23 protein-coding genes are annotated in these 23,340 nt (G+C 54.2%); 20 read left to right on the top strand and 3 right to left on the bottom strand.

Annotation, left to right across the window (positions count from 1 at the left end; all coding sequences use genetic code 11):
• The first annotated feature begins 308 nt into the window (after positions 1-308).
• The 6 genes from H8790_RS00610 to H8790_RS00585 all read left to right on the top strand — a co-directional run bounded on the left by H8790_RS00610 (position 309) and on the right by H8790_RS00585 (position 7,000).
• Positions 309-1,748 carry an aldehyde dehydrogenase family protein gene (locus tag H8790_RS00610; RefSeq protein ID WP_187333178.1) on the top strand — a complete coding sequence of 480 codons (1,440 nt, stop codon included), beginning with the start codon at positions 309-311 and terminating at the stop codon, positions 1,746-1,748.
• A 201-nt stretch (positions 1,749-1,949) separates the two neighbouring features.
• Positions 1,950-3,599 (top strand): sodium:solute symporter family protein, encoded by a 1,650-nt coding sequence (locus H8790_RS00605; protein WP_187333177.1) that lies wholly within the window; start codon positions 1,950-1,952, stop codon positions 3,597-3,599.
• Positions 3,600-3,686: 87 nt separating this feature from the next.
• Positions 3,687-5,111: an FAD-dependent oxidoreductase gene (locus H8790_RS00600; RefSeq protein ID WP_187334189.1), complete on the top strand. Its 1,425-nt coding sequence runs from the start codon at positions 3,687-3,689 to the stop codon at positions 5,109-5,111.
• Positions 5,104-5,553 (top strand): 4Fe-4S binding protein, encoded by a 450-nt coding sequence (locus tag H8790_RS00595; protein ID WP_187333176.1) that lies wholly within the window; start codon positions 5,104-5,106, stop codon positions 5,551-5,553. Before H8790_RS00600 ends, H8790_RS00595 begins: the two co-directional genes overlap by 8 nt.
• Positions 5,554-5,573: 20 nt before the next feature.
• On the top strand, positions 5,574-5,855 hold the full coding sequence (locus tag H8790_RS00590; protein ID WP_207724194.1) for a (2Fe-2S)-binding protein: 282 nt from the start codon (positions 5,574-5,576) through the stop codon (positions 5,853-5,855).
• Positions 5,852-7,000 carry an NAD(P)/FAD-dependent oxidoreductase gene (locus H8790_RS00585; protein ID WP_187333174.1) on the top strand — a complete coding sequence of 383 codons (1,149 nt, stop codon included), beginning with the start codon at positions 5,852-5,854 and terminating at the stop codon, positions 6,998-7,000. The genes H8790_RS00590 and H8790_RS00585 overlap by 4 nt, the downstream gene beginning before the upstream one ends.
• Before the next feature lie 736 nt (positions 7,001-7,736).
• Here H8790_RS00585 and H8790_RS00580 read toward each other — a convergent pair.
• The 3 genes from H8790_RS00580 to H8790_RS00570 form a co-directional block, all read right to left on the bottom strand.
• Positions 7,737-7,940 carry a helix-turn-helix domain-containing protein gene (locus H8790_RS00580; protein WP_187333173.1) on the bottom strand — a complete coding sequence of 68 codons (204 nt, stop codon included), beginning with the start codon at positions 7,938-7,940 and terminating at the stop codon, positions 7,737-7,739.
• Positions 7,912-8,370 (bottom strand): RNA polymerase sigma factor, encoded by a 459-nt coding sequence (locus tag H8790_RS00575; RefSeq protein ID WP_187334188.1) that lies wholly within the window; start codon positions 8,368-8,370, stop codon positions 7,912-7,914. The genes H8790_RS00580 and H8790_RS00575 overlap by 29 nt, the downstream gene beginning before the upstream one ends.
• A gap of 252 nt (positions 8,371-8,622) precedes the next feature.
• The gene (locus tag H8790_RS00570) at positions 8,623-9,483 is read right to left on the bottom strand and encodes an SDR family oxidoreductase (protein ID WP_187333172.1); all 861 of its coding nucleotides are present in this window, start codon (positions 9,481-9,483) and stop codon (positions 8,623-8,625) included.
• A gap of 120 nt (positions 9,484-9,603) precedes the next feature.
• Between H8790_RS00570 and H8790_RS00565 the strand changes: the two genes are divergently transcribed.
• The 14 genes from H8790_RS00565 to H8790_RS00500 all read left to right on the top strand — a co-directional run bounded on the left by H8790_RS00565 (position 9,604) and on the right by H8790_RS00500 (position 23,328).
• Positions 9,604-10,020, top strand: a complete 417-nt coding sequence (locus H8790_RS00565) for a MerR family transcriptional regulator (protein WP_187333171.1) — start codon at positions 9,604-9,606, stop codon at positions 10,018-10,020.
• 493 nt (positions 10,021-10,513) lie between these two features.
• Positions 10,514-11,962 carry a ParB/RepB/Spo0J family partition protein gene (locus H8790_RS00560; RefSeq protein WP_187333170.1) on the top strand — a complete coding sequence of 483 codons (1,449 nt, stop codon included), beginning with the start codon at positions 10,514-10,516 and terminating at the stop codon, positions 11,960-11,962.
• Between the two features lie 283 nt (positions 11,963-12,245).
• Positions 12,246-12,587: a DUF7768 domain-containing protein gene (locus H8790_RS00555; protein WP_118533151.1), complete on the top strand. Its 342-nt coding sequence runs from the start codon at positions 12,246-12,248 to the stop codon at positions 12,585-12,587.
• Positions 12,587-13,300, top strand: coding sequence for an antirestriction protein ArdA (locus tag H8790_RS00550; protein ID WP_014080243.1), 714 nt, complete (start codon positions 12,587-12,589; stop codon positions 13,298-13,300). Before H8790_RS00555 ends, H8790_RS00550 begins: the two co-directional genes overlap by 1 nt.
• A gap of 43 nt (positions 13,301-13,343) precedes the next feature.
• On the top strand, positions 13,344-13,823 hold the full coding sequence (locus H8790_RS00545) for a PcfB family protein (protein ID WP_404821723.1): 480 nt from the start codon (positions 13,344-13,346) through the stop codon (positions 13,821-13,823).
• Positions 13,810-15,645 carry a VirD4-like conjugal transfer protein, CD1115 family gene (locus H8790_RS00540; RefSeq protein ID WP_187333168.1) on the top strand — a complete coding sequence of 612 codons (1,836 nt, stop codon included), beginning with the start codon at positions 13,810-13,812 and terminating at the stop codon, positions 15,643-15,645. Before H8790_RS00545 ends, H8790_RS00540 begins: the two co-directional genes overlap by 14 nt.
• A gap of 95 nt (positions 15,646-15,740) precedes the next feature.
• Positions 15,741-15,953, top strand: a complete 213-nt coding sequence (locus H8790_RS00535) for a Maff2 family mobile element protein (protein ID WP_044963257.1) — start codon at positions 15,741-15,743, stop codon at positions 15,951-15,953.
• Between the two features lie 11 nt (positions 15,954-15,964).
• Positions 15,965-16,831: a VirB6/TrbL-like conjugal transfer protein, CD1112 family gene (locus H8790_RS00530; RefSeq protein ID WP_055228200.1), complete on the top strand. Its 867-nt coding sequence runs from the start codon at positions 15,965-15,967 to the stop codon at positions 16,829-16,831.
• A gap of 15 nt (positions 16,832-16,846) precedes the next feature.
• On the top strand, positions 16,847-17,578 hold the full coding sequence (locus H8790_RS00525) for a septation protein SpoVG family protein (protein ID WP_187333167.1): 732 nt from the start codon (positions 16,847-16,849) through the stop codon (positions 17,576-17,578).
• Positions 17,568-18,347 carry a DNA-methyltransferase gene (locus H8790_RS00520; protein WP_187333166.1) on the top strand — a complete coding sequence of 260 codons (780 nt, stop codon included), beginning with the start codon at positions 17,568-17,570 and terminating at the stop codon, positions 18,345-18,347. The genes H8790_RS00525 and H8790_RS00520 overlap by 11 nt, the downstream gene beginning before the upstream one ends.
• A 17-nt stretch (positions 18,348-18,364) precedes the next feature.
• The gene (locus H8790_RS00515) at positions 18,365-18,919 is read left to right on the top strand and encodes an MT-A70 family methyltransferase (protein WP_118544540.1); all 555 of its coding nucleotides are present in this window, start codon (positions 18,365-18,367) and stop codon (positions 18,917-18,919) included.
• Positions 18,920-18,922: 3 nt separating this feature from the next.
• Positions 18,923-19,312, top strand: a complete 390-nt coding sequence (locus H8790_RS00510; RefSeq protein ID WP_187333165.1) for a PrgI family protein — start codon at positions 18,923-18,925, stop codon at positions 19,310-19,312.
• Complete coding sequence (locus tag H8790_RS00505; protein ID WP_173765246.1) at positions 19,269-21,629, top strand: VirB4-like conjugal transfer ATPase, CD1110 family; 2,361 nt, start codon at positions 19,269-19,271, stop codon at positions 21,627-21,629. The genes H8790_RS00510 and H8790_RS00505 overlap by 44 nt, the downstream gene beginning before the upstream one ends.
• Complete coding sequence (locus H8790_RS00500; protein WP_187333164.1) at positions 21,610-23,328, top strand: C40 family peptidase; 1,719 nt, start codon at positions 21,610-21,612, stop codon at positions 23,326-23,328. The genes H8790_RS00505 and H8790_RS00500 overlap by 20 nt, the downstream gene beginning before the upstream one ends.
• Positions 23,329-23,340 lie beyond the last annotated feature (12 nt).

Genomic DNA, 23,340 nt, shown 5'->3' with positions numbered 1-23,340 from the left:
TCAGCAATTGCGCCGCGGCAAAACTTTCCCATCCGAACAGGCGGCAAGTCTCAAATCAAAAAACGCGCGGGCCCGAATTCAGTTGGGCCCGCGCGTTTTTCTGTTCGCAGTTATTCATACGGAAAAGGTATGACCTCTCTTCCTAACAAGTATTGGACACACGAAAAAAGTTGCACTGTTCTATAAGAAATTCATGTTTTCCAAATATTTTATTTTACAAAGTTGCATATTTTAAAACAAGCGTTCGTTTAAACAGCTGTTTAACATGGGCCTTGCAAGCCCTGACAAGCGAAAAGGAGGAAGAACATATGAAAATGATCATCGGGGGCCAGAAGGTGGATTCTTCTGACGGCAAGACTATGAATGTGATCAATCCCGCCACTCAGGAGGTGATTGACACGGTTCCCATGGCCACACGGGAGGATGTGGACCGCGCGCTGGACAACGCGGTGCGCGGCTTCCACGAATGGTCGGCAGTTCCCCTGTGGCGCCGGATCGAAATCGCCCGCAACTTCGTGGACCTGTGGGTGGAAAACGCGGATGAATTGACGGATTACCTGATCCGCGAGTGCGGCAAGCCCTACAAGGCCTCCAAACGGGAGATCGAATTCTACACCAAGCAGTTTTTTGAGGAGTACATCGAGGCTGCCCGCTTTGTAGGCGGCGAAACCGTACCCGTGGCCAACCGGGTCAACACGGAAAACCATCTGATCGCCACCGTTCGGGAGCCCTTGGGCGTATTTGTGGGCTTTTTGCCCTTCAACTATCCTGCCAGCCAGGTGCCCCACAAAGCCATGGCCCCCCTTCTGATGGGCAACTCCGTCATCCTGAAGCCCTCCTCGGAGACGCCTCTGGCCCAGATCCGCATGGTGGAGCTGTTCCTTGAGGCCGGCGTGCCGGCCAACGCCATCCAGATAGTCACCGGCAGCGGCTCCAAGATCGGGCCCTGGCTCTCCGGTGATCCGCGGGTGGCCATGGTCAGCCTCACCGGCAGCACGGAAGTGGGGATTGAAATTGCCAAGGAGGCGGCCAAACATCTGGCCCATGTGCAGTTGGAGTTGGGCGGCAACGATCCCCTGGTCATCCTGCCCGAGTGCGATTTGGACTACGCCGTGGAAGAGAGCGTCACCGGCCGCAGCCTCATCAACGCGGGCCAGGCCTGCTGCTCCACCAAGCGCTTCGTAGTCCCCAACTCGCTCAAGGAGGAGTATCTCCGCAAACTGATCGCAGCGGTCAAGGACAAAAAGGTGGGCGACCCCGCCAGCGAGGAAACGGAGGTCGGCCCCGTCATCTCCGTGGCCAAGGCAGAAGAGGCGGTCGGACACATCCGGCACACCGTGGAACAGGGCGGCAAGCTGCTCTTAGGCGGCGGGCGCAGCGGTGCGTTCGTGGATGTCACCGTCATGGACGTCCCCAAGACGGCGGACACCGCAAAGGACCTGGAGCTGTTCGCCCCGGTGTACACGGTCATCGGCTACGACACGCTGGACGAGGCGCTGGAGATCGCAAACCAGACCTGCTACGGCCTCAGCTCCGGCGTGATCGGCAACAATCCCCAGGAGATGCTCTATGTGGCCAAACGGCTCCAGGCCGGCGCGTGCATCGTCAACGGAAACAGTGACATGCGCACCTTTGACCAGCAGTTCGGCGGCTATAAGATGACGGGCATCGGCCGCGAGGGCGCCAGGATTACCCTGGAAGAGTGCTCCCAGGTAAAGACCCTGGTCTTCAAAAACCTCTATCAGTAATATCCGATCCATGCGTGGCAACTCCATCCCCATCGGCGCGCAGCCTATTTACATTGCAAAGGAAAGCGAGATGATCCCTCTATTTTTTCTTCCGATGAGTGAACTGCATTCAAATAAGTGAAAATAGTAATTGCATCTGTTTCCACCTTTGCGATGGTTCTCCACATTTTATCGTGGTCATACAGAAAGTGAGGATGCAATATGTCACTGAATTTCAGCACACTGGATATGATCGTCATCGCCATTTATTTTCTGGTTCTCGCCGCCATCATCTATTTCAGTTCCCGGGGGGCCAAAACCGGTGAGGATTTCAACCTGGGGCGCAACAAGTTCGGCACGCTGGCCATCATGGCCACCCAGGGCGCTTCCATGAAAGGTTCCGGCTCGCTGATCGGCTACATGGGCGGCGCCTGGACCAAAGGCGTGGGCGTGCTTTTTTCCAGCCAGTGCTACAACATCGGCGGCTGGGTCGCCATTTTGCTGGGCCTTGCCAGAAAGCTGAGAAAAGCCGCCGACTCCATCCATATCACCAGCTTGGGCGACATCTATTATCACCGCTATCACTCACAGAAAAACAGGCCCTTTACCTGTCTTGCCAGCGTGTGGCTGGCGCTGTCCCTGATGGCCAGCCAGTGCGCGGCCATCGGAATCCTGCTGGAAATGGCGTTTGGCAAGTACGGCCTCACCTATGCCCAGGGAGCGGTGATCGGCACCATTGCCGTGCTCCTTTGCACCATGGCCGGTGGATTGACCTCCGTGGTGTGGACGGACACCTTCCAGTGGTTCGTCATGACCCCCACCATTTTCATCATCATTCCCATCTTCTGCGTCATCAACGGCGCATCCCCGGAGAACATCCGGGCCACGCTGGACACGGCCCAGTTTTTTGACCTGCGCCCGGATATCTCCTGGCTGGGCTATCTGATCTCCGGTGTGCTCTCCTGCACGGTGGACATCACTTACCTGACCCGCTTCATCACCTCCAAGGATGAGCGGACCGCGGTCAGCGGCTCCACCTACGGCTTCCTGTACACGACGCTGTGGGCCGGCCTGGTGGTCTTTTTCGGCATCGCCGCAGCCATCATTGTTACCCCTGACATGGTCACCAGCTCCGACCAGGTCATGTACACCCTGTTGGGCAAAATTCTGCCGTCCGGATTGTTGGGCCTCTTTGCCGCCGCGCTGCTGGCCACCACCATCTCCACCTTTGACTCCTATCTGCACATCGGCGTGGTGGCCATCACCACCGACATGTCCGCCCTGTTTCGGAAGAAAAATCTTGGCAACAGCATCAAGTTTTCCCGCCTGATGACCCTGCTGCTGGCTGTGTTCTGCGTCATCTGGGTGCTGACCTCCCAGGGCATTGTGGCCATTTTGAATCTGGGCCTGAGTATCTATGCCTCTGCGGAGTGCGCGCCGGTGCTGGCCACCCTCTTCTGGAAAAAGTCCGACGAATACGCCGTGATCGTGGGCCAGATCGGCGGAGCCCTCGGCTTTGTGGTGGCCCAGGTCATGGGCCTCACCCTCCCCATCCTCTGGGGCGTGGGCATTTCCCTTCTCCTGGTGGTGGGCATCTCCCTGATCCGCAACAAGACCAGCGACCTGCTGCCCGGCTTTGACGGCAAGGACGTCAAGGTGATCCGCGGCCTGAAGCAGGACACCTGGATCATGCTGGGCGGCATCGTGGGCTGCGCCGGAGCCCTGATCCTCTCCGTAGGCATCGGCATGTGGGTCAACTGGGCCTGTATCGGTATCGGCCTCGTCGTGCTGTTTACAGGTGTCAAGATGATCTCCACCGGCGTTCCCAAGGAACCCGCTCCCGCTCAGTCTCCCACCCAGAGCAGCACCTGAGAGCAAGCTGCCTGCCGGCGAACCCGGCCGGCAGGCAGAATCCCAAATCTCAAATCATAACGGACAACGGAGGAAATGATTGTGTCAATGCGAATTGAATCACACCCCGTTCTGGACTTCGCTCAGCGGCCGTCCTTCACCTTTTTGTACAACGGCCGGGAAATCGAGGCCAAGGAGGGGGAGACCGTAGCCGCGGCGCTGTGCGCGGCCGGGATTTCCAAGCTGCGCGACAGCACCCGCTCCAACCGGCCAAGAGGCCTCTTCTGCGCCATCGGCGACTGCTCGTCCTGCGCCATGGAAGTCAACGGGATCAGCAACGTACGCACCTGTATCACCCCGGCAGAACCCGGCATGGTGGTCAACACCATGGTGGGCGACACAAAACTGCGGGATCTGGAAACCGCCATCCCCACGCCCCAGCTCATCGAGGCCGATTTAGCCGTCATCGGCGGCGGCCCAGCCGGGCTGAAGGCGGCTCTTGCGGCCGCCGACCTGGGGGCCAGCGTGGTGATCGTGGACCAGAACTACATGCTGGGCGGCCAACTGGTCAAGCAGACCCACAAGTTTTTCGGCTCCGTGGAGTACTATGCCGGAGTCCGGGGCGTACATATCGCCAAAGAGCTGATCGAACGGGTGGAGAAAAATCCCCGCATCCAGGTCATGCTCAACAGCACCGTCACAGGCTTCCTGGAGGACCATCTGCTCCAGGTCAACGCAGGCCACGGCACCAAGCTCTACAACATCGCCTGTAAAAAGACCGTGGTGGCCTGCGGCGCCAACGAGGTCATGCTGGGCGTGCCCAAAAACGACCTGCCCGGCGTGTACGGCGCGGGCGCCATCCAAACCATCGTCAACGTCCACGGCATCAGGATCGGCAAGCGGGTGCTGGTGGTGGGTGCGGGCAACGTGGGACTGATCCTGGCCTACCAGCTGCTCCAGGCGGGCATCGAGGTGGCCGCGGTGGTGGAGGCGGCGCCCCAGATCGGCGGCTTCACCGTCCATGCCAACAAGATCCGCCGCCGCGGCATTCCCGTCCTCACCTCCCACTCCGTGGTTGCCGTCGAAGGAACCGACCGGGTCAGCTCCGCCACCATTGCCAAAGTGGATGAGAAGTTCCAGCCCATCCCCGGCACCGAGCAGACCCTTGAGGTGGACACGGTGGCGTTGGCCGTGGGCCTGCAGCCCAACTACCGCCCCTGCAGCCAGGGCAAGTGCGATGTGGCCTATGCCCGTGAGCTGTGCGGCTTTGTGCCCATGCGCAACCGCTGGATGGAGACCAGCAAGGGCGACATCCTCACCGCCGGAGACTGCTCCGGCATCGGCGAGGCCACCACCGCCATGATCGACGGCGAGCTGGCCGGACTCCAGGCCGCCATTGCCCTGGGCTATGGCACCAATGCGGCAAAAGCGCGCCAGGAGGAACTCATCGCCGTGGGCCATGAGTTCCGCAGCGCCGGTAAGAAAGGCGCCATCATTTTGAAAGGATTGGAGAAGGTGAGCATCCATGAGTAACTGCACGCTTCCCCCGCTTGATGCGCTGAGCGGCCCGCACGCCGTGGCCATTGTGGAGTGCCCGGACTGCATTGCCTGCAACCCGTGCAGCACGGTCTGCAAATTCGGCGCCATCACCACCGCCTCCGTGGAGGACATCCCGGTCATTGACTATGAAAAATGCCGAGGCTGCGGCATGTGCGTTCAGATCTGCCCCGGCCTTGCCATCTATATGATGCGCCTCAGCGGCGACAGGGCCGAAATCACCATCCCCTATGAGTTTCTCCCCTTCCCCGCCCCCGGCGACACCGTGGACGTGCTGGACCGCGAGGGCAGGAAGCTCTGCAAAGGCACCGTGCTGCGCACCATCTCCCGGGAGAAGTCCATCGGAGACACTCCCACGGTCACGTTCGAGGTCGATGCCGCCATGGCCGCCGAGGCCCGCGACATCTCCTTTGCCTGATGCCGAGAAAGGAGTTGAATATGGATTCGAAAGACGTAATCATCTGCCGCTGCCACGACATCACGGAGCAGGACGTGCGGGACGCCATCCACGATGGGTTTGACGAGCTGGAACTCCTGCGCCGCTATCTCCACCTGGGGATGGGGCCCTGCCAGGGCCGGGTCTGCATCAGCATGGTCCAGCGGATTTTACAGGAGGAAACCGGAAAGCCCATCGACCAGATCGGCTTCCCCACCGTCCGGCCTCCCATTTCCAACATGCCGGCAAAGCTGCTGGCATTCAAAGAGGAGGTGTCCAAGTGAAGACTGCGGAATACGTTGTGGTGGGCGGCGGCGTCATGGGGATGTCCACCGCATATAACCTGGCGAAAAAAGGCGCAAAAAACGTGGTGCTGTTAGAGCAGAAGTACATCGGCTACGGCTCCTCCGGCCGTAACGGCTCCGGCATCCGCCAGCAGTACGGCCGTCCGGAGCGTGTGGTCATGGGCCGGGAGGCTGTGAAGCTCTGGTGCGGCCTCACCGAGGAGCTGGGCCACGACTGCGGCTTCGTCCAGAGCGGATACGCCTACGCCCTCTATGATGAGGACTGGATCGACCGTTACAAGGGCTTTGCCGCCATGCACCGCTCCCTGGACGTCCCCACCCAGGTGATCTCCGCCCAGGAGCTCAAGGAGATCGTCCCCCTGTTCAACACGGACGGTGTCATCGCCGCCACCTACTGCCCCACCGACGGCAAGGCCGATCCCTTCGGCACCCTCTGCGCCTACATGATCGGCGGCCGGCGCCTCGGCGTGGAGTACATGCAGTACACCCAGCTCTTAGGCGCCAAGCTGCTGCCGGGCGGGGACTGGCTGCTGGAAACCAACAAGGGTCAGATTACCGCCGCCAATTTGATCGTCACCTCCGGTTCCTGGAGCTGCCTGATCGGTGACATGGTGGGTGAAAAAATCCCCGTGGTCCCCTATGTGGAGGAGGTCATGGTCACCGAGCCGGTGGAGCCGGGCTCCATCAATCCCCTTTTGAACCTGAAGTCCCCCAAGTACAATGACTTCTGGCTGACCCAGACCACCGTCAACGGCGGCGTCATCTTTGGCTGGGGCCATGCCCAGTTCGCCACGGACGACCGTCCCACCTATGATATGACCACCAGCCAGGCCTATGCCCAGATCGACGCCTGGAACCTGGTGCGGGCCTTCCCCTCCTTTGCAAACGTCAACATCGTCCGCCACTTCTCCGGCTTCTACGATGTGACACCGGACCGGGAGCCCATCATTTCCCAGATCGGCTCCAACCGCTTCTTTGCGGGCCTGGGCTGCTCCTTCATGCACGGCCCCATCGGCGGCCAGGCACTGGCGGAGCTGATCCTGGATGGAAAGATAACCTGCGTCTCAGAGGAGTTCTGCAGCATTGAGCGGTTCCAGCATCCTGTCGAAATCGTGGCATACTGATCTCTTTTTCCTCACGCTCCTTATCTCTCAGGGGCGGCCTCCGAAAAATCCCCGAATGCTTTAGTTTTACAGTGATAAGGAAGTATTTACAACAAATTATCACTAACGCTGACAAACAGGATTGCAAACAGAAACAGAGAGTTAATCACTTTCAAAAGTGGTTGCTCTCTGTTTTTCTATCTCTGCATTGTTACGCAGTAGAACCCCGTTTTTGAGGGAAAAGGTATAAATCCCTTACCCTTGATGTTTTCGTGTCTGTAAGCCGCTTAAATCAAGGCTATTTCGCCCTCTACTGCGTAACATTACTATGACAATTCATGTAACTGTTTGCATGGAACAAAACTTGTGATAGTTTCAGCTTCCGATATTGGATTACCCGATATTGGATTACCCGATATTGGATTTTCCGACATCGGATAGTCCGACGTCGGAAAATCCAACGCAATTAAATAAAGATATATAAAGTAAAGATTAAAGAATTACGGATTTAATCAATTATCTATTCCATTCCTTTCCGTCCCTCATTGCTTCCTCTACCCATACGCTGCCGGAACGGAAGCGAAAGGAAGCGGAAATACAAAAGTGATTATCCGTTAATAAATTCCATAATTCATAGGGAGCGCAAGCGGTCTATCCGATTGCGCTCTTGGCTGCTACATAGCAAGGACAGGGAAAACCGTCAAGGACGCGAAGCGCGAAGTTTATCCTTGACGGCTTTCTCTGGCTTTGCTACTCGCTACCTGTCAAAACGGAATTGCAGGATAGCTTTGATAAGCTGTGCTTTCAAACGGTCTTGAATATCGTCATTGATATGTCCACGGTATTTGGACAGATACTTAATGCGCGGGCTGTAATGCTGTAAAACTGCGTTTACGGCTTCCGGCTCTCCAGAGACTGCCTTTTCAATGACTTCAAAGGGTATCAGTTTCTTGTTCCTCATGTTCTAATCTCTCCATTTCTTTTCGTAACTGTTTTAATGCTACTAATTTCCAGTAATTCGCTGTACTTCTGCTTCTTCCATACTTTTTTCCGATTTGAGCGTCGGTATAACCGAAGAAAAAGTACAAAAATAAAACATTGCGTCTTTGCTCGGTCAATTTCAATAGTGCGTCGGCTAACCGCTTACTTGCGACAACAAACTCCTGCCCTTTTACAACAAAGACAGTCGGTTGGTCGTACTGCTCAAAATAAGTATCCGTTGTGAATGGTTCAAGTGGCGTTTCGGATATTAAGTATTCAAGCGATACTTCCCGTTTCTGTTTCCGTCCGAAATCACGGTATGCACTCATAGCCGCATTGTGGAGAACAACCTTGCAAAAAGCAGCAAAAGTGTACTCGATATGCTCCTTGTATTCTTCCGAATAAATCATCAAACTCACCCCCTTTCTTCCCAGTAGGGGGCTATTACAGCAAACGCCTATGTGGTCGCAAAACCACATAGGCGTTTGGTAATATGAATTATTTAAGCATATATATTGATGTGTGTATTCATACTGACAGCCGGAATATTCCGTTGAATGGAACAGGCTTTTTTTGATGATTGAGAAGTGTCAATGATATAGAAAAAAGACATGGTAATAACTTCATAAGATACCACCATGTCTTTTCCACCCATTCCTATTCTATTTTTTATCCCGAACAAGGTTTCTCCAGTTTGAATGCCCCATGAAATGATACATTTCATTCATATAATCAACATCAGTCTTAGACCAGCGAATACCTATAAGCATTTCAGCGTCCGGACCGGCAGGATAACGGAGTTTATCACTTTTATCACAAGCTGCTGTATATATTTGCTCTGCAACTTTATTTACATCTGCAACCCCAGATGGAGGGGCGTCCTGTACGGTCATAAAGAGGCTTTGATATGGTTTGTAACTCGGCGGTACAGGAATTTCATTGTCAGCGTGCTGCGCGGCAGGACTTGTCATAAAATTTGTGGTAGTCATAAATCCCGGCTCGACAAGCCTGACTAAAATATTCTGTGATTCTAATTCATAAAACAAAGATTCCGTCAATCCCTCAACCGCAAATTTTGTAGAAGCGTAAGCGGCTCGCAATGGTGCGGCCACAATTCCTATCGAAGAACTAACATTTACAATCGTACCGCCGCCCTGTTCACGAAAATACGGAATGATTGCTTGAAGCACATTGATAACGCCAAATACATTGGTTTCAAAAATGGCGCGAATATCCTCTATGGGTGTAGCCTCAAAAATTGCTCCGAAGCCATATCCGGCATTGTTAATAACAGCATTGATTGTTCCAAAGTGCTTGATACCTTCATCAATAGCGCTGCGAATGGTTTGAGGTTTTGTAACATCGAGCGCAGCAACTTTTATCTGCTTGGGAAATTCTTTTTCAAGGCTATCATTTGGTTTACGCATCGTGGCGATTACATTCCACCCCTCTTTCGCAAACTTTTTAGCGGTAACATTGCCTAAACCTGTGGAACATCCTGTAATCAAAACAGTTCTCTGCATATCCATTTCCTCCCGTTGAATTTTAGTTCCTTTTGGACTATAATCAGTATAAGACTAAAGTAAACTTTACAGTCAAGGCATATTTTGATTTTAATGATGTAAAAGAAATGAGGTCGCTATATGAACTACACAATTAAAGAAGTTTCCGAGATGATGAATTTATCCATCCCCACATTGCGCTATTATGACAAAATGGGATTGTTGCCCGGATTGGGGCGCAAAGAATCGGGGTACCGTATATTTTCTGAGGGCGATATTGAAATGTTGAAAATTATAGATGCTTTTAAAAAGGCAGGTTTGAAGATAAAGGATATGCAAAATTATCTTGCCCTTGCATATAAAGGAGAAAGCACATTAGAGGAGCGTTACAAAATTTTTTTGAAACAGGAGAAAGTTCTTAAAGAAAAGATTTCAGACTTGGAACAGGCTTTAGAAGTAACACGCAAGAAAATCGCTTACTATGAGGTTGCCATTCAAGCCGGAACAGAAGCAGCCTTGCCCCCTGCATTTTGCCTGCAAGCAACCAAAGAACAGTAAAAGATATATTTATAAATTGCAGCTGCCTGTGCTGCAATTTTTTTGTAAATTTCTATTTTCATTTGGCATTTTGCAGTTTTGTCCGTAGTAGGAAGTGAAACGGGAAATCTCAAACATTTTTGAAAAACTCTCTCAAATCTTCGTCAAAATCGCGCTGTGTGGTGTTGTAGGTAGTGAGAGGAAAATCAGAGGGTTTGGGAAACTTCCCAACAAGCAAAAATCGCCCGCTGTCGGCAGACAGAAAACGGACGATTTTACGGAAAGGGTACCCCTTTCCTATGATTACTTCCTATTAGGAACACTGTAAATACAAGGCTTTTCGGAGCCTACAAACCAGAAAAAATAATATTTGATCTATCACATTACGCAAAAAGCCGTCCGGTATGAAAAACGGGCGGCTTTTTTGCGTGGATAGACGGAAAGGAGGCACAAAAATAACTACAAAATTTTAGCGTTCAAATTTGTGCAACTTTAACGAAAAGGAGGATTGTAAATGGCCGATGAAAAACTGAATACTGGCCCTGCGGAGAATATTTCCCCGGAGGCCGCCGAGCCTATCACCACACCCGAACAGGCCGCAGCGTCTGAGCCCCAGCAGGAACAGACCGGGCCTGCCATACCTGAGTCCGGCGATGTGGTTGTGTCCTTTGACAAAATCAATGAACTTATGGCGGAAAAGAGGCAGAACGCCCGCGCCGAAGTCGAAAAGTCGGACCCCCCCGAAACGCCAGAGGCGGCAGCCCCCGGAGAAACACCGCAGCCCGCCAATACGGAGGAACCGAAAAAGCCGCGCCGTGGCCGTCCGCCGAAAGCGGAAAAGGCTGCGACTGAAAATCAGAAAGCGGAGAAATCGGCTGGGGCCCGCAAGGGCCGCCCACCCAAGGCGGATAAGACGGCCCCTGACAAGCCCAAGCCGTCCAAACGAGACAAAGTGTCCCGAAGTGACGGAAAGGCCCCGGATGCCAAGGAGCCCGTAAAGCCCACACAGGATACGTCACCGAAGGAAACTGCTACTGCGGAACAGACAACTCCCGAGCCGACCACACCGCCCCGCCCGGTTGAGGAAGGCAAGCTGGTTTATCTGAAACTTTCCGAGGTTCATCCGTTTCACACATTCCGTCCGCACCCCTTTAAGGTACGGGACGATGCAAAGATGCAGGAAATCGTTGCTTCTATCCGCGTAAACGGTGTAATGGTTCCCGGTCTTGCCCGCCCGGAAAAAGATGGAAACGGCTATGAAATTGTAGCGGGCCATCGCCGTACCCACGGCAGTGAACTGGCGGGGCTGGAGGAAATGCCCTTTATCGTCCGTGAAATGACCGACCACGAAGCGGTTCAGGCCATGAAGGACAGCAACAAGCAGCGTGACGGGATGCTCCCCAGCGAATTGGCCGCGCTGCTGGAACTCGAAGTTGAGGACATCAAGCATCAGGGCGGGCGGCTGAAAGGCGTTGCGGAAGGCGATGTCGGAAAACGCTCGGTTGAGATTGTGGGCGAGGCGCATGATATGAACTATAAAAAGGTCATGCGCTACTTGCGGCTCAACTCCCTTGTGCCGGAGCTTCTGGATAAGGTAGACGATAAAAAGATGGGCTTCATGCCTGCCGTGGAGCTTTCCTACATCAAACCGAAAAATCAGAGGCTTATTGCTGTTTCCATTGACGGGGAGCAGGCTTCGCCCTCGCTGGCCCAGGCTAAACGGCTTCGGGAGCTGGATAAGGAAGGCAAGCTTAACGGCGATGTCATTGACGGTATCTTATCAGAACAGAAAAAGGAGGATCGAGGCGTGATTATTTCTACTGCGGAACTGGAAAAGTATTTTGGCAAGGAGGTCACTCCCGCCAAAATGAAAGAACAGATTATGTCCCTGCTGGATGACTGGAAAGAAAAACAGCCGCCGGAGCTGGCAAAAGCCCCGAAAAAGCAGGAACTTGACAAGTAACAACTTCGAGACACTTTGTCCCGAGGGCCCCGCCCTCGCGCAGAGGCTCTGGTGGTATATATCCCCCGTCGCCGCCTGTTTTTTAGTACAGCCGGGAGTGGGCCGTCAAGGGTGCAGCGCACCGCCGTTTTCGGCGGCTCGCCCTTGACGGTCTGCCCCGGCTGTGCTATTTCCCCGGCAAGCGGCGGGGGTATATCCTCCAGAGCCGCCCCCTTTCCCAAGACTGGGAAAGGGCGTGGGGTTTGGGTTGAACTTTCTTATTAAAATATCGGAGGTATGAACGATGAAACGACCCCTTGCTTATATCACCGCTGCATGGCTCGGCGGCGATAGTGAAAACGCAGAACTGGCGGCGCAGTATTGCCGCACCGTGTATGAGGCAGGCTTTTCTCCTATTTGTCCGCCTTTGTACTTGCCCCTGTTTCTCAACGATGCTGTTCCCGAGGAGCATAAAAGCGGCATCGACATGAGCCGTGACCTGCTCCGCCGTTCTCATGTGCTGGTTGTCTGCGGGCACAGTATGACCGAATCCATGAAAAATGATATTGCCGTGGCCCAGCGGCTGGGAATTACGGCAACAACCCTTGAGGGTATCCTGACCGTCAAGGGGCAGGGCCGTCGCTGATGGCGACCCTGTTTGAAGCCTACGTTACCAACGCCGGAAAGTACAGCGAGGGCCAGCTTGTGGGTGAAACACTGAAATTTCCCACAACCGCCCAGGAGGTGGAGGCTCTCTTGAAACGGATCGGCGTGGATGGCGTCCGCTATCAGGAAATTTTTATTACCTCTTTCGATGGGGATGTGCTGGGGCTCTATGACCATTTGAGCGAGTATGAAAATCTGGACGAGCTTAATCATCTGGCCTGCCTGCTTTCCGAGCTTACCTCATCGGAGCTGGAAACACTGGAGGCCGTCCTCGACAGCGGCGATCACTGTTCTTCGGTGCGGGACATCATCAATCTGACACAAAATCTGGACTGTTACGGCTTTTACCCCGGCGTATCCGATGAGGAAACGCTGGGGCGTATTTATGTGGACGATCTGGAAATGTTGGATGTGCCGGATCAGGTAAAACCGTATTTCGATTATGAGGCGTATGGCCGGGATGCCTGCATCCACGAAAACGGCCATTTTGCCCCGGGCGGCTATGTTGTCAAAGAAAGCGATCATTTCGTGGAAGTGTATCACGGCTTGCAGGATATTCCCAAGGAGCATAAGGTGTTCTCTTTCCCGAAGCTCTCTATCCGGGAGCAAATGGCCGCTTATCAGGAAATCATAGACGGTTCTTCTTTGGAGGGCTACCGTCAAATGCAGAAAAAAGACCGTGGGGATCGGTGATGGCACTTCGAGACAAATTGTCCCAAGGAAGGAGGCGGTGTAACTGATTGATGAAGATATTTCCCGGCGCACGATAGCCATATCCGTAAAAACAACCAAGCTGACGGCGCGGGGACTGGCGTATGTGCTGGGCATGGTGGGCCGGAAGATCCGCAAGGCATACCGTGGGCGGCAAGTACCGCATGGAAAACAAAGTGTGCGAAAGCTCATGGCCCACGGTACAGCCACCAACAGCATTGAGCTATCCGGGGATGCCAAGTCCTTTGACCGCGTGGCCCGGAAATGGAATGTAGACTATGCGTTCTATAAAACCGGGCCGGACAAATACCTGCTGTTTTTCAAGGCTGGACAGGCAGACGCAATGACCGCCTGCTTTTCTGAGTATTCCCGGAAGGTGTTAAGCAAAGCAAAATCGAACCGTGTTCCCATCCGGGAACAACTGCAACAGTCGGCAGATCAGCTTTCCAAAGAAAAGCCGAAGCAGAAAGAACGTGCAAAGGAGGTGGCCCATGAGGACAGATAAGATCAGAAAATATCTCATTCCGAACATTCCCTATCTATTCATCCTGTGGGCGTGCCTCAAGCTGGGAACGGCCTACCGGCTGGCGGCGGGGAACGATTTTGCACATAAGCTCATCGGGCTGGGCCAGACGATTGGCCCGGCCTTTGCTGACTTTGCACCCAGTCTTGCTCCGCTGGATTGGCTTGTTGGTATTGTAGGCGCAGTTGGTTTCCGGCTGCTGATCTATTTCAAAAGCAAGAACGCTAAGAAGTTTCGGCGGGATGCAGAATACGGCAGCGCCCGGTGGGGAACGGAAAAAGACATCAAACCGTTTGTCGATCCGAAGTTTGAAAACAACGTGATTTTGACCGGGACAGAGTTTCTCACGATGAACACCCGTCCGAAAATTCCCGCAAATGCCCGAAACCTGAATTGCTGCATTATCGGCTCGTCCGGCTCCGGCAAAACCCGCTTCTGGCTCACGCCCCAGCTTTTACAGGCTCATTCCTCTTATGTGGTGGTCGATCCGAAAGGTGGTGTGCTGGGACAGGTCGGGGGTTTCCTGCAAAAACGCGGGTACAAAATCAAGGTATTCAACAGCATAGATTTTTCAAAATCCATGCACTATAACCCGCTGGCGTATATCCGCAACGAGGCCGATATTCTGAAATTCGTGGATGCTCTGATTTCCAACACCAAGGGCGAAGGCAAGGAAGGTGATCCATTCTGGACAAAATCGGAAACGCTTTTGTACTGCGCCCTGATTGCCTACATCATTTTCGAGGGGCCTGCCGCGGATCGGAACATGAATACCCTTGTGGATATGATTTCCGGCATGGAGGTCAAGGAGGATGACGAGGATTTTATGAACGCGGTGGACTATATGTTTGCCGGGCTCGAAAAGCGTAAGCCGGATTGCTTCGCGGTCAAACAGTATAAAAAGTACAAATTGGCCAGCGGCAAGACGGCAAAAAGCATTTTGATTTCCTGCGGTGCGCGACTGGCTCCCTTTGACATCCCGCAGCTTCGTGAAGTCATGGCCTATGACGAATTGGAGCTTGACCGCATCGGAGATCGGAAAACGGCGGTATTCTTCATCATTTCCGATACAACGCAGACCTACAACTTTTTAGTGGCGCTTGCATTTTCGCAGATGTTCAACCTCCTGTGTGAACGGGCGGACAATGTTCACGGTGGCCGCCTGCCGCACCATGTACGGGTGCTGTGGGACGAGGCAGCCAACACGGGACAGGTGCCCCAGCTCGAAAAGCTGGTCGCGGTCATCCGCTCCCGTGAGGTGAGTTTGTGCTTGTTGTATCAGCAGTTGGCACAATGCAAGGCCATTTACGATAAGCACGCCGAGACAATCCTCGGCAACATGGACAGCGTGGTGTTCCTTGGTGGCCGCGAAGCCAGCACCATCAAGGAAATATCCGAGAACTGGCTGGGAAAAGCCACAATCAGTATGCAGACCGACAGCCGCTCCCGTGGTCAGTCGGAAAGCTACAGTCAAAATACCCAGCGGCTGGGCCGGGAACTGATGACCCCAGCCGAACTTGCAACCATGCCGGGAGATAAATGTATTTTGCAGCTTCGGGGCCTGCCCCCGTTCTTCTCTCCCAAGTATGATCTGAAACGGCATCCGAACTACCGCTATACGGCGGAGGCCGATAAACAGAAAAACGCTTTTGACCTCGACAGGCTCATTAACCGCCGCAGGCGGCCCGGTCTGAACGAGGCGTGTACGATGTATGAGGTGACTGTGCCGGACGATGCACTCACGGAAGAGGACGAGGACATCCTCAACTATGATGACATCGACGATCCAGACGCCTTTGCATAAACGCTTCGAGACAAAGTGTCCCGAAGTTTGTAACCTGCCGCCTGCAAGGGCGGCTTTTTTGTTACCGGGAAAATCCCGGAGAAATGGAGGCTTATATGGCATTTTTCTCATCTGCAATCGACACTTTACAGACCCTCGTTATTGCTCTCGGTGCTGGCCTTGGCGTGTGGGGCGTGGTTAATCTGCTGGAGGGCTACGGCTCGGATAACCCGGGCTCCAAGTCCCAGGGCATGAAGCAGCTCATGGCGGGCGGCGGCATCATCGTCATTGGCACCACACTGATCCCTCTGCTGTCTGGCCTGTTTTAAGGTAGGCGCTTATGGATTTTCTCACCGACTGGCTCACAAACTGGCTCAAAGAGCTTCTGATTGGCGGGATCATGGGGAACCTCGAAGGTCTTTTTGATACTGTCAATACCCAAGTCGGAGAGATTGCGGCACAGGTAGGGACTACCCCGGCGGCGTGGCACGCCGGGGTTTTCTCCCTGATCCGACAGCTTTCCGAAACGGTGATCCTGCCGATTGCCGGAATGGTGCTGACCTTTGTTGCCACTTATGAGCTCATACAGATGCTTTTGGAAAAGAACAATATGCACGAGGTTGACGTTGCGAACCTCTATAAATGGATGTTCAAAACAGCCTGTGCAATCCTGATCCTGTCAAACACATTCAATATCGTTATGGCCGTGTTCGATGTCTCGCAGAGCGTCATCGCGCAGGCAGGCGGGCTCATTCAAGGCTCTACCGATGTTTCGGCGGATATGCTTGCTGAACTGGAAACCTCGCTGGAGGCGATGGACTTGGGGCCGCTTTTGGGGCTGTGGCTGCAGTCTGCGCTCATTGGCTTCACAATGAAGGCGATGGGAATTATCATTTTCGTTTTGGTGTATGGCAGGATGCTGGAAATCTATCTGCTGACCAGTCTGGCCCCCATCCCCGTTGCTACGCTTTCCAACCGGGAGCTTGGCGGCACCGGGCAGAACTACATCAAGTCCCTGTTTGCCGTGGGCTTTCAAGGGCTGCTGATCCTTGTATGTGTTGCAATTTACGCAGTGCTCATTCAAGGCATCGCAACAGGCGGCGATCCCATTGGGGCGATTTGGGGAACTGTGGGCTACACGGTTCTGCTTTGCTTCATGCTCTTTAAGACCGGGAGCATTGCCCAGCGTATCTTTGGCGCTCATTAACAGGAGGTGGTGCTTATGCCGAGAAGATACGGGGCAGACGGAACGCGCTTATGGAATGGAAAAACGCCGGAGGAGTTTACTGAGGCAGACGCTTACCGCTTTATGGCGGAAACAGAGGCCGTCCTGCAAAGAAAAGAGTTGATGGACGACCCCACCCAGCCTGCTCCGGCAAGCGGAAAGGAGGAATTTTATCTGAGTAAGAAAGACGATGTATTGCTGACCCCGGAGCAGATTGCTGCGGAGGAACGGCGCTGGCTGTTTGATGCTCCCATCGCGGAGCTTGCGGAAGTCAAGGGCGTTAGCATTGATGAGGCAGTAAAAATGCGGACAGATGCTGTCTTGCAGGAGGCGGTTGTTCCGATCACGGTATCTGTCCGCCCGATTGAGCCGCAGGGAAAACTGATCGGCTTCGCCAGCGTCAATTTTGGCGGTGTGGTCATCGACGATTTTAAGGTTGTGGACGGGAAAAACGGGATTTTCCTCGGCGCTCCCTCTAAACCCGATCCTGCCAGCCGGACGGGATACCGGGCTACGGTTCGGATTCCTGACCGCGCCACACAGGAGCGGATCAATGCGGCTGGTGTGGAGGCGTATCATGCGGCGGTGGAACAGCTTGTTGCACGGGCCCAGGCGGTACGGCCTGCCCCGATCAAGGAGCAGATGGCCGAGGCCGCGAAACAAGCTGGAAAAGAAAATGCCGCCCGGCCTGCACCTGCCAAAGCAAAGGAGGCCCGCAATGACCGATAGCCGCACTTTGGGACAAAGTGTCCCGAAGGAGGGCTTGTTTCTCATGGACGGCATCGAGGGCCTGCGTTCTTTGCCAAAACATAGCGTGGATATGCTGCTGACTGATCCGCCCTACGGCACAACCCGGAATTATTGGGATGTGCCCCTGCCGCTCCCGGAGCTGTGGGAGGCGGTGAAATGGGCGGTCAAGCCGAATGGCGCAGTGCTGTTTTTCGCACAGTGCCCCTTTGACAAGGTGCTGGGCGCATCCAACCTCGCCATGCTCCGCTATGAGTGGATTTGGTACAAGGAGCGCGGAACGGGCTTTCTCAATGCAAACCGGGCTCCACTGAAAAAGTCCGAGAATATCTTGGTGTTTTACCAGAAGTCCCCGGTCTACAATCCGCAGTTTACTTATGGCAAGCCTTATGCCCGCGTACATTCCCGAAGCGGTACAAGCTCCAACTATGGAAAATTTGAACGGCAGGGATCGGAGCCCAACGATGGCCGCCGCTATCCCGGAAATGTACTATTTGTGCCTACGGTGTCCGGCGGCATCCACCCCACGCAGAAGCCCGTGGAGCTCTGCGAGTATCTGATCCGCACCTATACCCATCCCGGAGAACTGGTCGCGGACATTTGCGTTGGCTCCGGCACAACCGCGATTGCAGCTATCAACACAGAACGTCGCTTTGTATGCTTTGAAACGGCCCCGTCCTTTTATGCCGCCGCCAGTGAGCGCATCCGTGCGGCGCAGGCAGTAAAAAGTTCTGGCGAGAAAGGAGTGTAATTATCCAGCAGTATTCTATCATTTACGCCGATCCCCCTTGGCGCTACTCGGCTAAGAAAGTACAGGGCGCGGCGGAAAACCATTATCCCACTATGAGCATTGAGGAGTTATGTGCGTTGCCTGTGGCTGATCTTGCAGCCCCGGACAGCGCACTCTTTTTATGGGCCACTTTCCCGCAGCTCCCGGAGGCGCTCCGGCTGATCGAGGCTTGGGGCTTCACCTATAAATCCGTTGCTTTCGTCTGGCTGAAAAAGAACAAGAAGGCGGATAGCTGGTTTTACGGCCTTGGCTTCTGGACAAGGGGCAATGCAGAAATCTGCCTGCTGGCAACCAAGGGCCACCCAAAGCGGCAGGCTGCCAACATTCATCAATTCATCATTTCCCCGATTGAAGCCCATAGCAAAAAGCCGGACGAGGCCCGCGCCAAAATCATTTCCCTGATGGGCGATCTGCCCCGCGTGGAGCTCTTTGCCAGGCAGACCCCGCCCGGCTGGGCTGTATGGGGAAATGAAGTAACACCAACCATCCCGGACTTTGGGACACATTGTCCCGAAGTACAGAAAGGAGTGTGATCTATGCCCTATGTAAACGTACCAAACGATTTATCCAAAATCAAAACAAAGATGGCTTTCAACCTCACCAAACGCCAGCTTGCCTGCTTCGGCAGCGCGGGCGCAGTGGGGATTCCGGCCTATCTGCTGACCCGTGGCACCCTCGGCAATACCGGGGCGATGTTTCTCATGCTGGGAATTATGCTCCCGGCGTTCCTGCTGGCCATGTATGAAAAGGACGGCTTGCCCTTTGAAAAGGTTGTGCGAAACATCATCCGGGCCAAGTTTCTAAGGCCGGGGATCAGGGCCTACCGAACCGAAAACATTTATGCGCCCTTTGCCGGGCCGGGCGCTGGAAAGGAGGATGTGATTGAAAAACACAAAGAAGAAAAACGGAGCCGCCGCCAAGGGTAAAGGCCGGGCGACCCTGTCTGCCCAACAGACAATCCCGTATCTGTCCATGCACCCGGACGGTGTGTGCAAGCTCCCGGGTGGGCTCTATACAAAAACTGTGGAATATGAGGACATCAATTACTCCGTGGCATCCACCGAGGATCAGACTGCCATATTCAGCGGATGGAGTTCATTTCTCAACTACTTTGACAGTTCGCTGCCGTTCCAGCTTTCCTTTATCAACCGTCGTTCCCATTCCCGCAGCCGCTATCAGGTCAATATCCCGAAAGCGGATGACAACTATAACAGCGTCCGGGACGAGTTTACCGGGATGCTGAAAAATCAGATTGCCAAAAGCAATAACGGCATTGAACGCTCAAAATACATCACCTTTGGCATACCCGCCGAGGGGATTGCGGAGGCACGGCCCCGTCTGGAGCGTGTGGAGGCTGATGTCATGGGAAACTTTAAGCGGCTGGGCGTTCCCTCGGAGCCTATGGACGGGCGGGCCCGCCTTGCGCTGCTTCATAGCCAGATGCATCCGGGGAGCCGCGAGGCGTTCCGCTTTTCGTGGAAAGACATCCCGCAGACCGGGCTCGGCACAAAAGACTTTATTGCCCCGGACAGTCTCGACTTCCGCCAGTCCCGAACATTCCGTATCGGCCAGTATTGGGGCGCGGTGTCCTACTTGCAGATTATGGCATCAGAGCTTTCGGATAAGCTGCTGGCGGAAATCTTGGAGCTGGATGCAGAAATGACTGTGACCATGCACATTCAGACCGTGGATCAGCTCAAGGCAATCAAGACCATCAAGGGGAAAATCTCGGACATCGGAAAAATGAAAGTAGAGGAACAGAGAAAGGCTGTGCGCTCCGGCTATGACCCGGATATTCTTCCCCCTGACCTGATCACATTCAGCAAGGACGCAGCGGAGCTTTTGGCTGATTTGCAATCCCGCAATGAACGAATGTTTCTGCTGACCTTTACGGTGGTAAACCTTGCCCCTACTCGCCAGCGGCTGGAAAACGATGTGTTTACCGTGGGCGGCATCGCGCAGAAATACAACTGCGCTCTGCGCCGTCTGGACTGGCAACAGGAACAGGGATTTGTTTCTTCGCTGGCCCTTGGTTACAACGAGGTAGAAATCCAGCGCGGTATGACAACCAGCTCCACAGCCATCTTTATCCCCTTTATGACAAGGGAGCTCCGCATGGCGGGGCAGGCCCTCTACTATGGCATGAACGCACTTTCTCACAATGTCATCATGGCTGACCGCAAAAAGCTGAAGTCGGCAAACGGGATGTATTTGGGTTCTACGGGCTCCGGCAAGAGCTTTGCTGCAAAGCGTGAGCTCTTGAATGTGTTTCTCACCATCCCGCAGGATCGGATCATCGTGGTTGACCCGATGGGCGAATACGCTCCGCTGGTGCGAAGGCTGGGCGGCCAGGTGATCGAGATTGCCCCGGACAGCCCGCACCACCTCAATCCGATGGATGTGGAGCTCAATATGGCCGCCGGAGAAAGCCCGCTTTCCATGAAGGCGGATTTTCTTTTGTCCCTGTGCGAGCTGGTGGTCGGCGGCAAGGAAGGCTTGCAGCCCATTGAAAAGACGGTCATTGACCGCTGTGTGCGTTTGGTGTACCGGGAACAGGCGCTCGGACTGGAAACTGCAAAAACACCGCTGTTGCAGGATTTGTACGAAGAGCTCTTACGCCAGCCGGAGCCCGAAGCCCGGCGCGTGGCAACTGCCTTAGAGCTTTATTGCACAGGCTCCCTCAATCTCTTTAACCATCCTACCAACGTCAAGACGGACAGCCGTGTGGTGTGCATCGTTCTGAAAAACATGGGCGAAAACCTTAGAAAGATTGCAATGCACATCACAAATGAGTTTGTTTCGCAGGCGGTGGATCAGAACTTCCACGAGGGTGCGGCAACTTGGTGCTACTTTGACGAGTTTCATATCCTGCTCCGCGATCCGCTGACAGCCAGCTACTTTGTGGCAGTCTGGAAAATGCTGCGTAAAAAAGGATGTGTGCCGTCTGCTTTGACGCAGAACGTCAAAGACCTTTTGGCCAGCCGGGAAATCGAGAACATTCTGGACAACACGGATTTTATGATTCTGCTTTCGCAGGCGCAGAGTGACCGTACCATTCTGGCAAAACAGCTCGGTATTTCCGAGCATCAGCTTTCCTATATCACACACAGCAATTCCGGCGAGGGGCTGTTGTTCTATGGAAATGTAACCATTCCGTTTGTGGATCGGTTCCCTCGCGGAGAAATCTATGACCTGCTGACTACCCGCCCGGAGGATATGAAGAATGAAACGAAAAACGAATAAGACCAAGGAGGAGGCTTGGTCGCAGACCGCCCACGCCCCTGACGGGGAACAGCCCGGGCCGGAGGCTTCCGACACTTCGGGACAAAGTGTCCCAAAGTCCAAGTTCCGCAAAAAGAGCCAGCAGGAACAGGCTGCGGCGGCAAAGCTCCGTATGGAGTCCCAAGGCGAAAAGCTGGAACAGGCCCGGGAGAAGCTGGCAAAACAAAAGCCGCCGAAAAAGCCCGGCCCGGTAAAACGCATAGGCCGTGTTGCCAGTGGTTCCGTTCACAGCTTCGTGCATGGCAAGATTTTTGAAGTGGAACAGGAAAATGTCGGCACAGAAGGCGCACACCGTTCTGAGCTTGTGGGAGAAACCGCGCTGCGGCACGGCTCCCGCTTTGTGCGCCGTAAAGTCCGGGAACATCCGGCAAAAGTGGTACGCAAGGCCGAGGCCCGCTATACCAAGTACACGGCGGACTACCATTTTCACACCGCCGCACAGGAGCACCCGGAGCTGACGAAAAATGCCCTTACCCGCTACTGGCAAAAGCAACGGCTTCGCAGGCAATACCGCAAGCAGGCAAAGGAGGCTGCAAAGCAGGGCGCGGCTGCGGCTGGGAAAACTGCCACAGCCACAGAACACCTGACCGCCCGGGCAGTGGAATTTGTCAAAAGTCATCCCGCAGGTGCCGTGGTTGCGGTGCTCTGTGTGTTACTCCTGTTTGCTATGCAGTCCTGTTCCTCTACCATGCTTATGCTGGGGAACGCCGGGGCCGGTGCATTAGGGGCCAGCACCTATCCTTGCGAGGATCGGGATATGCTGGCCGCCGAAGCTGCCTACTGTGCGCTGGAAGATGATTTGCAGCATTATCTGGACACCTATGAAAGCACCCATGACTATGACGAATACCACTTCGATCTGGACGAAATCGAACATGACCCCTATGTGCTGCTTTCTCTTTTGTGTGCGCTCCATGAGGGGCAATGGACAATAGACGAAGTACAGGGAACGCTGCAAATGCTGTTTGACCGCCAGTACATTCTCACGGAGGATGTAGTGGTGGAAACCCGGTATCGCACGGAAACCGACACATGGACGGACGCGGACGGCAACTCCCATACGGACACCTATCAGGTGCCTTACGACTATTACATCTGTACGGTCACGCTGGAGAACTTTGATTTATCCCATGTGCCCGTATATGTCATGAGCGAGGAGCAGCTTTCACGGTATGCCATCTATATGGCAACGCTGGGAAACCGCCCCGATCTGTTCCCAGATTCTCCCTATGTGAACAAGTATATTACCGGGAAACCCGGTGATTACGAAGTGCCCGGAGAATATCTGGACGATGAAACCTTTGCCGCGATGCTTGCCGAAGCGCAGAAATACATCGGCTATCCCTATGTGTGGGGCGGCAGTTCTCCCGCCACTTCCTTTGATTGCTCGGGGTACGTTTCGTGGGTTATCAATCACTCCGGCTGGAATGTGGGCAGGCTGGGAGCCCAGGGGCTCTATAACATCTGTACGCCGACCAGTTCTCCCAAACCCGGTGATCTGGTGTTCTTCAAAGGCACCTATGACACGCCGGGTGTGAGCCATTGCGGGATTTATGTCGGCGACGGGAAAATGCTGCATTGCGGAGATCCCATCGGCTACGCAAATTTGAATACAAGCTACTGGCAATCTCATTTTTACGCCTACGGGCGTTTACCGTGACAGGAGGTTTTG

The organism is Oscillibacter hominis, assembly GCF_014334055.1.
Classification (GTDB): Bacteria; Bacillota; Clostridia; order Oscillospirales; family Oscillospiraceae; genus Oscillibacter; species Oscillibacter hominis.
This window is presented reverse-complemented; position numbering and strand designations above follow the sequence as displayed.